General features: G+C 50.8%; 6 protein-coding genes and 3 pseudogenes. 4 read left to right on the forward strand and 5 right to left on the reverse strand.

Features of this window, described 5'->3' with window-relative positions; genetic code table 11:
* Positions 1 to 77 precede the first annotated feature (77 nt).
* From QZ506_RS17955 to QZ506_RS17970, 5 genes and pseudogenes are all read right to left on the reverse strand, one after another.
* Positions 78 to 182: pseudogene (locus QZ506_RS17955) on the reverse strand (IS1 family transposase); the annotation flags it as partial.
* A gap of 114 nt (positions 183 to 296) precedes the next feature.
* The gene (locus QZ506_RS21690; RefSeq protein ID WP_367273034.1) at positions 297 to 362 is read right to left on the reverse strand and encodes an ABC transporter substrate-binding protein; all 66 of its coding nucleotides are present in this window, start codon (positions 360 to 362) and stop codon (positions 297 to 299) included.
* Positions 363 to 365: 3 nt separating this feature from the next.
* Complete coding sequence (locus QZ506_RS17960; protein ID WP_291972968.1) at positions 366 to 623, reverse strand: hypothetical protein; 258 nt, start codon at positions 621 to 623, stop codon at positions 366 to 368.
* A gap of 156 nt (positions 624 to 779) precedes the next feature.
* Entirely contained in the window at positions 780 to 1034 is a 255-nt protein-coding gene (locus QZ506_RS17965; RefSeq protein ID WP_291972969.1) for a hypothetical protein, read from the reverse strand.
* Between the two features lie 121 nt (positions 1035 to 1155).
* Positions 1156 to 1509 carry a YceK/YidQ family lipoprotein gene (locus QZ506_RS17970; RefSeq protein WP_291972970.1) on the reverse strand — a complete coding sequence of 118 codons (354 nt, stop codon included), beginning with the start codon at positions 1507 to 1509 and terminating at the stop codon, positions 1156 to 1158.
* Between the two features lie 289 nt (positions 1510 to 1798).
* Here QZ506_RS17970 and ibpA point away from each other — a divergent pair, with 289 nt between their 5' ends.
* From ibpA to QZ506_RS17990, 4 genes and pseudogenes are all read left to right on the forward strand, one after another.
* Positions 1799 to 2212, forward strand: a complete 414-nt coding sequence (gene ibpA / locus QZ506_RS17975; protein ID WP_291972971.1) for a small heat shock chaperone IbpA — start codon at positions 1799 to 1801, stop codon at positions 2210 to 2212.
* Positions 2213 to 2317: 105 nt separating this feature from the next.
* Positions 2318 to 2773, forward strand: a complete 456-nt coding sequence (ibpB, locus tag QZ506_RS17980) for a small heat shock chaperone IbpB (protein ID WP_291972972.1) — start codon at positions 2318 to 2320, stop codon at positions 2771 to 2773.
* A gap of 198 nt (positions 2774 to 2971) precedes the next feature.
* Positions 2972 to 3878: pseudogene (locus QZ506_RS17985) on the forward strand (transporter); the annotation flags it as partial.
* A 74-nt stretch (positions 3879 to 3952) separates the two neighbouring features.
* Positions 3953 to 4065 (forward strand): annotated as a pseudogene (locus QZ506_RS17990) (IS5/IS1182 family transposase); the annotation flags it as partial.

The raw sequence follows: 4065 nt of genomic DNA on the forward strand, positions 1-4065 counted from the left end.
GCTGTGTATACAGCTTGCTAACAATGTGTTTTACTTTTGGAAGTTCGTCGTTGTAAGCCCTGTAGCCATCCGTGTTTGCATGACTGACGACGGTAACGCTGATGGCCACTTTTGCCATAACCGCGTTTTTTCACAGGAGATGTCTGTTCACAAAACGGGCATCTTACATCAACTTTAGCCACTGTATTCCACGTCCGAAACCGGACATTTCACACTGCAATCAACATATTGAATACACGACCGTGTATTTGTTTCAGCAACTGAATGGAATAGGCCACATCAGCGGAAGTAAAAGGCTAGCCGTCGTGCCACTTTACCCCCTGACGCAAATGAAAAGTATAGGTTTTGTCATCGTGGCTGATATCCTAGGATGTTGCCAACTGTGGCTGTGGATTAAGATCGTAATCGTAGGTCAGCAGCCCTTCCGTGACTTTGCTACTGACCGCAATCGCCGGTTGAGCGACGGTCGCGAGTGAAACCAATGTGGATGGCTCACTGGACAGTATCAGCGTCAGTGCACCGCCGCGCTGCGGCGTGGTGGCAGCGTGCGCGCTGGCACCCAGCCATCCTGAAAGCAGGATGGCGTTGCCTCCCCAGCGAGACAAACGGGTAAACCATGACATAAAACCCCCTAGTTGAAGATCAAAAAAACAAAGATGAGCGAATGAAATTCAACCTAACAAATATATATTTTATATTGTATAACCTTTATGGGATAACCAATTGTGTAAACTGGAAATGCGCGCCACACGGCCTGTCCATGCCTACCATTAAACCTTTCATAGCGCTTTTTCTTTCTCACCAAGCGCAATCATTTTCTGAGAGGCGTGAAGCCACACGCCTTTCACACGAGTCGCTTGGCGAAAGGCGACCGTGCCCACGGGGGGCATCGGAATTTGCTGGTAACGTGCCAATTCAATACCGTCGTTATCTATCTGATCGAGTTGGTTCAGGCGGTTAGGTTTTTGAAGCGAGTGGGGTACAAATTCCTCTTTACTGACGTGGAACATGCGGGAAAGACTGTCTAGCTTCATTAACTTCACATCCATAGATGTTCAGGTGGCAACATGCACCTGAAATAACGGCACTATTATACTGATAAATAAAGGTATATCTGTCAAAAACCAGTCTGTTTGAGACCGTATGGCAAACAGGCTACGGATGCGCAGTGCTGGATTGCACGGTACTTGCGGGGATGATGGGGAGTGGTTCATCGTGGTGGATACGTGCGCGTAACGAATCGTCCTGCTTTTCTTGGCCCGAGCGAGAATAGTCATAAGGCAGCAGCAAGGTATCCATAACGGCAGAAAACGGCATATCGAGGATCACCAGTGGCGTCATGGCCCAACTGGCATCTTCACTGTGCAGGGCGTCCATATTGGCACGCGTGCCGGAATAGTAACCCTGATGGGGACCGGTGTGCGCCATCACGCTGGAACAACCGACAGTAAGCGTCAACCCGCTTCCTGCTATCAACAAAGAGAGTGCGGTACGTCTCAGTACTTTCATATCGCTGTCCATTGAGAAATGGTCGGCTTACGCCAGGCCTTGCCACGGTATAACGGGCTCTAAGTAAGATGTCATGTTTTGTGCTGTGGTGGTAGTACTTCATTTTCCGATAAATTTTTCGGAAAATGAAAAATTGCTTCGATCACGGTCTTGAAAGTTTGAGCCCGGTCCCCATCTTTATTGTAGCCCCAGATTATGACGCTACGCCGACAGGGTAGTCGATGGGGTGTGGGGCCTGTCTATCAAAGAAGGCTCATATCAATCCTCGCTGAATGTTTAGGAGGCTGTAATGCGCAATTTCGATTTTTCTCCCCTGTATCGTTCCGCCATCGGTTTCGATCGTTTGTTTAATCTGCTGGAAGCCGGACAAAGTCAGGGTAACGGTGGGTATCCTCCCTACAATGTTGAACTGGTGGATGACAACCATTACCGCATTGCCATCGCTGTCGCGGGTTTTGCAGAGCATGAGCTGGAGATTACCGCTCATGACAATCTGCTGATTGTGAAAGGCGCACACGGCGGTGAGCCGGTAACACGTAACTATCTCTATCAGGGCATTGCCGAGCGCAATTTTGAGCGTAAGTTCCAACTGGCTGAGCACATTCAAATTACTGCTGCCAATCTGGAACATGGCTTGTTGTACATCGACCTAGCGCGCGTGGTGCCGGAAACGATGAAGCCGCGCCGTATTGATATCAAGTAAAACTAGCACCCAGTTTTAACGCCTGCCCGCCGTTAGGGGGCGAATTCGGTGGAGCCTTTCTGCTCCTCTGAAGGCACACTCTCGCTTCAAATAAGGAGTCACATTATGCGTAACTATGATTTATCACCGCTGCTGCGTCAGTGGATCGGTTTTGACAAATTGGCCAGCTCAATGCAGGGCACTCAGGAGGCCGTTGAGTTTCCTCCCTACAACATTGAGAAAAAAGACGACAACCACTATCGTATCACGCTGGCCTTGGCCGGGTTTCAGCAAAGCGAACTCGCGATCGAAGTGGAAGGGCCACGTCTGACGGTAAGCGGTACGCCGACGCTGCCGGAGAAGAAAGTGGAATATCTGCATCAGGGGCTGGCGTTTAAACCGTTCACCCTGAGCTTTACGCTGGCGGAGCACCTGTCTGTCTCCGAGGCGAAATTTGAACTCGGTTTGCTGCATATTGATCTGGTGCGTGAAGTACCTGCAGAACTGCAACCGCAGCGTATCGCCATTGGCGGCAACCGCCCTGAGTTGACGCACGCGCCTGAATCGGCCAGCGATGCTTAATCCGCAAAATAACGCGGTGAGTCTGTTACCCATCCCCGGTTTTGCCGGGGATTTTTATTTCCCTATCACCCATAAGGAGTTGTGCTGAAAGGCACGGATTCTCGCTTCCCCTTCTGCCAGACTGCCTGTCAGTGGCGCTTTTGTCGCGTAGGTCTAGACTGATTTTCAAGCGAAAGACGGCTGCACAAGGATACGGCTATGAGTGATATCGCACTGACCGTGAGTATGCTGGCGTTAGTAGCAGTATTGGGGTTGTGTGGATAGGCAATTGGCGTATCTACGGCGTTGGGTTGGGTATTGGCTGCGTGCTGTTCGGTGACATTGTGGTGGGGCATTTTGCCCAAGACTTCCAGTTCACCCTCAACAACGACATGCTGCACTTCATTCAGAAGTTTGGACTGCTCCTGTTTGTCTACACCATCGGTATTCAGGTGGGTCCCGGCTTCTTCTCTTCATTACGCGTTTCCGGCCTGCGGCTAAACGGCTTCGCGCTACTGACCGTGCTGTTGGGCTGTATTGTCACCATCATCCATAATCTGTTTGCCGTTCCGTTGCCGATTATTCTGGGGATTTTCTCCGGTGCGGTGACCAACACGCCCTCTCTGGGAACAGGGCAGCAGATCCTGACCGATTTAGGCTCTAATCCGGCGCAGGTTACCCTGATGGGCACAGGTTATGCGATGGCCTATCCGCTAGGCATCTGTGGCATTTTGCTGGTAATGTGGTTGCTGCGCGTGGGGTTTCGCATCATGGCTGAGGCGGAAGCCAGGCAATTTGATAACAGTAACGGCCATCACCATGAGCAGCTGCAAACCATGAACATCAATGTGAACAACCCGAACTTGCAGGGGTTGGCCATTCAGGATGTGCCGATGCTCAATAGCGATGCTATGTCTGCTCCCGCCTGAAACGCGGCGATACGCTGATGGTGCCCGCGCCCGCTACCTTGATTCAATTGGGCGATTATCTGCATCTGGTGGGTGCCCGACATGATTTGGATCAGGCACGTCTGGTGATGGGCGATGAAGTCGATACGTCGCTTTCCACGCGCTGCACGGATCTGCACGTAGAGCGTGTGGTCGTGACTCATGACAAGGTGCTTGGGGCTTTGTTGAATAAATAGAACTTTTGGGTAATCATCGGAGCAGATAACCACAGTTGTTTCAAAATCAGGTCTCCATGGCAAAACAAAATTTTAAAATCACCAACTGGCCCTCTTATAACAAGGCCATCAAGCAGCGCGGTTCTCTAACCGTATGGCTAGATGAATCAGCCATTGCTGCATGGACGGA

The organism is Candidatus Symbiopectobacterium sp. (assembly GCF_020054415.1).
Lineage (GTDB): Bacteria > Pseudomonadota > Gammaproteobacteria > Enterobacterales > Enterobacteriaceae > Symbiopectobacterium.

Coding starts and splice junctions, on each gene's coding strand:
- QZ506_RS17965 (WP_291972969.1), bottom strand. CDS start 1,034: ATGAAGCTAGACAGTCTTTCCCGCATGTTCCACGTCAGTAAAGAGGAA.
- ibpB (WP_291972972.1), top strand. CDS start 2,318: ATGCGTAACTATGATTTATCACCGCTGCTGCGTCAGTGGATCGGTTTT.
- QZ506_RS17960 (WP_291972968.1), bottom strand. CDS start 623: ATGTCATGGTTTACCCGTTTGTCTCGCTGGGGAGGCAACGCCATCCTG.
- ibpA (WP_291972971.1), top strand. CDS start 1,799: ATGCGCAATTTCGATTTTTCTCCCCTGTATCGTTCCGCCATCGGTTTC.
- QZ506_RS17970 (WP_291972970.1), bottom strand. CDS start 1,509: ATGAAAGTACTGAGACGTACCGCACTCTCTTTGTTGATAGCAGGAAGC.